Source organism: Deltaproteobacteria bacterium (assembly GCA_016933965.1).
Classification (GTDB): domain Bacteria; phylum Desulfobacterota; class Syntrophia; order Syntrophales; family UBA2210; genus JAFGTS01.
Map to the genome: position 1 here is coordinate 1 of JAFGTS010000012.1, position 3,132 is coordinate 3,132.

General features: G+C 49.5%; 2 protein-coding genes. Both read right to left on the reverse strand.

What is annotated here, in order from left to right:
- Window positions 1–71: 71 nt before the first annotated feature.
- Window positions 72–1,607, reverse strand: coding sequence for a PD40 domain-containing protein (locus JXO48_02590; protein MBN2282756.1), 1,536 nt, complete (start codon window positions 1,605–1,607; stop codon window positions 72–74).
- Between the two features lie 76 nt (window positions 1,608–1,683).
- A complete protein-coding gene (locus JXO48_02595) occupies window positions 1,684–2,892 on the reverse strand; it encodes a hypothetical protein (protein ID MBN2282757.1) in 1,209 nt (402 codons plus the stop codon).
- Window positions 2,893–3,132 lie beyond the last annotated feature (240 nt).

The following is a 3,132-nucleotide window of genomic DNA, read 5'->3' on the forward strand; positions in this document are numbered from 1 at the left end:
CATTCAATGAAAATAATCAGTTTCGGGAGCTGTTTCAATTGAATTATTAAACATCGTCCCGCCTTGTATGGTCAATCCAGTTGGTTGACAATACGAAGGAGCTGGTCCTCAAAAGAAATATTTATAAATTCTGGAATATTCGCGGCCAGTTCTTTATCCGTGAAATGATCGAGGAGGACTGCCGGAGTGCTTTCTCCCTCAGCATTGATATGCGTCAGCCACACCTGTGTATAGGGACCGTTGGCCTTGGAAGCAAAGGCCAGCCATTTACTGTCCGGAGACCAACTGTGCCAGGAGTTCATGCGTCCCGGAATATTACATGCGAGACGCCTTGCGGTTCCTCCGTTTGCGGGGATAATGTAGAGTTCACTGTCCATCTGATTCAGCATGAAACGATCGGCCATGCAGAAGACGATCCACTTCCCGTCAGGGGAGAATGCGGGGAAGAAGTTGCTCATACCGTTATTCGATGCGCCGGAAACAGGTTCAGGTGTGACAGTTCCATCTGCTTGAAAAGGCACCCGATACAGATCGTATCGATATGTTGCGGTGCCGCTCATGAATTTGTGCATCATGGCACGGAGAGCCATATCCTCAAGAGCCGGAGCCCGAGGAAATACAATCCATCGACCGTCAGGGCTGAATGCCGGATTGGTCTGCACATAGTTCGGGTCGGATGCTCCGGCCAGTTCGTGAAAGCTCTTCGTTTCGCGATCATAGATCACGAGGATCCCGCGCACCGGGAAGAACATCTGGGAGCAGTCAAGGTCATCAAGATAACGGTAAGCGGCATAATCATTTACCGTGCTGACCGCGTATCTGCCGTTCGGCGAAAGCCGTGAAAGCAGGCCGAAGGTTGGATATTTTGATTCCTTGTCGTAATCGCTCCATGTCATGACCTCGCTCTTGTTAAAGAGGGCGGTGGTATTTATTTCGGTGATAACATAGGCCCCCTTGTCGCTGCCGAAGTCCACGTCCATGCCGAGTATCTGCCCGTTTGAAGAGAAGGAATGGCAGTTTCCGCAGGCTTTCATGCCGGATAGGATGGTTCGAGGCTGAGTGGAGGCAACAGAGCCCAAGCGCCATTCAATGGCCGGCAGGTGGCTACGCGCGTAGCGGGCCGGGATCGGGACCTGACGGTAAAAGATGGGGGCGGTAACGGTCAGGCTTGAAATGCTGAAATTAACCATGTCTTTTGAAAGAGGCATGGAAGAACTGGATGTCGGAAAACCGCAAACGGAAAGGGTTAGCGGCTCGTCACGGTAGCTCTTTTTAATACAGTCCCACTCATCGACGCTGGGACGCCATTGGGAGTCGGCGGTCAGGGCTGAGAGGATAATTTGGCCATTTCCCCCGCGGATTTCAATTCGCCATTCATGGGAATCGGACCGGTCCTTCCACCGAACAGTTGGGGGTATGATATTCCCCGGGAAAAGGGTCTTATCCATGGGATATGTGATGAAAAGATCAGCAGTCTTGCTCGCTGTTCGATCCGCGGCGGAGAAACATGTGCCGCTCAGGGCAAGCGTACCGATTATAAATACCAGAAACAAGAATCGTATCCAGCGCATGATGTCCCCTAAGTTATGATCCGGTAAAAATCTCATTGAGCCCCCGGAAATTTTAAGCTCCCGCGCTTTACCGACGGGGGCGGTGATGTTAATCCAGCGAGGTTTTTACATTTCATGCGCCCTTTGCAGGAAAATCTCCTATTTTCTTCCTCAGGATACCGATACCGCAAACGATCGTGACCAGGATGAAAATGATAATGCCCCACTGTGACAGGGTCGGTACAGACGTGGCGCCACCAGCGGTACTCTCTCTCCGCAAAACCGTCCCCCCGTCACCGACGATGAAGACGTCGCTTCCCCCATCTCCCCCGTTCAATTGCGGAAGGCTTGAAGGAACAGACGTGCATGCGAGCCAATTCTGACCATCGTTGCAATAGACTCCCCCGGTAGCCATCATATCCCCATTGAGCCCCACGGCGATATTTTGATACAAGTCGAAGATCTGGCCGTTGTCCGGGAGATAATGGAGATCATCACTAACAGGATTGTTCCCGAGACGATAATGAACAATAGTGGAATCTCCCGCCAGGTAAAAAATTCCTGTGTCAGGATCATAACTGGCGGCAACCAGGGGGGGCACGCCGCTGACGCCTGAAAAATCTATCTGCGTCCAGTTGGATCCGTAGTCGCTGGAATAAGCACCCAGCGGGGATGAACCATCATAACCGACGGCTACACCCTGCCCTCCGTTAAAGGCGACGGCGTTGAAGCATTTGTCCGTAATTCCCTGATCCATTGTATATCTGTTCACCCAGTTGGGTGAACTCACGGGACTGGTACAAATAACGGCTTTTGTCGGATTACCCATAACAGTTGGTTGTTCCAGGCCGACCGCAACAATAGTTGAGTCAGCCACGCAGACATCTTCCAGATCCACCCACGAATTAACAGCCCCCATCATGCCATTCCATTGAGTCGCGTGGATTTCATCGATTTTGAATACTTGGCCGAAGTGACCGACCGCGAATGCCTCTGTTGAACCCCCACCGCCTAGGTTGGTCAGGGAGGAAGTTTCGAACGGGTCTCTTGATGAATCTAATATCGTATTCCACGTTCCATTCGTGTAGTAGTAAAGGTGATATATCAAAGTAACGAAACCTGAAGGAGCGTTAGCGGGAGAAGAAAAAGGAAGGCCGGCAGTCAAAATATAGAAATTGTTATCGTCGATTTTGTAGACGGATATTATATTATCCGAAGAGGGACCGCCAATCACAGTATATGTCACATTTTCACATGATTCCTGGGCGTTCGCTTCCCATAAGTGACACATCAGCACGGAAACAATTGCAAAGACAAGCATTAACATCGTCAATCTCTTCATAAGGTGCTCCTTTCCCGGACTCCGGTTTTATTCCTTCACTTCCAATGAGCCGAATGACAATAGATTTATAGTAAGTAGTTTGAATACATATCCTTTTCAAAAATGACAGTCAAGAAAAAAATCACCAACATCGGGGGCCTTATTAAATCGTAAACCGGGACGATGTTTAATAATTGATTCCTGAGAAGTAACTCTTGAATATTACACAAAAACATGTTATAGAAATGCATGTACAAGAAA

What these genes read in the sequence shown, in the direction of transcription:
- JXO48_02590 (MBN2282756.1), bottom strand. Translation starts at nt 1,607, where the DNA reads ATGAGATTTTTACCGGATCATAACTTAGGGGACATCATGCGCTGGATA.
- JXO48_02595 (MBN2282757.1), bottom strand. Translation starts at nt 2,892, where the DNA reads ATGAAGAGATTGACGATGTTAATGCTTGTCTTTGCAATTGTTTCCGTG.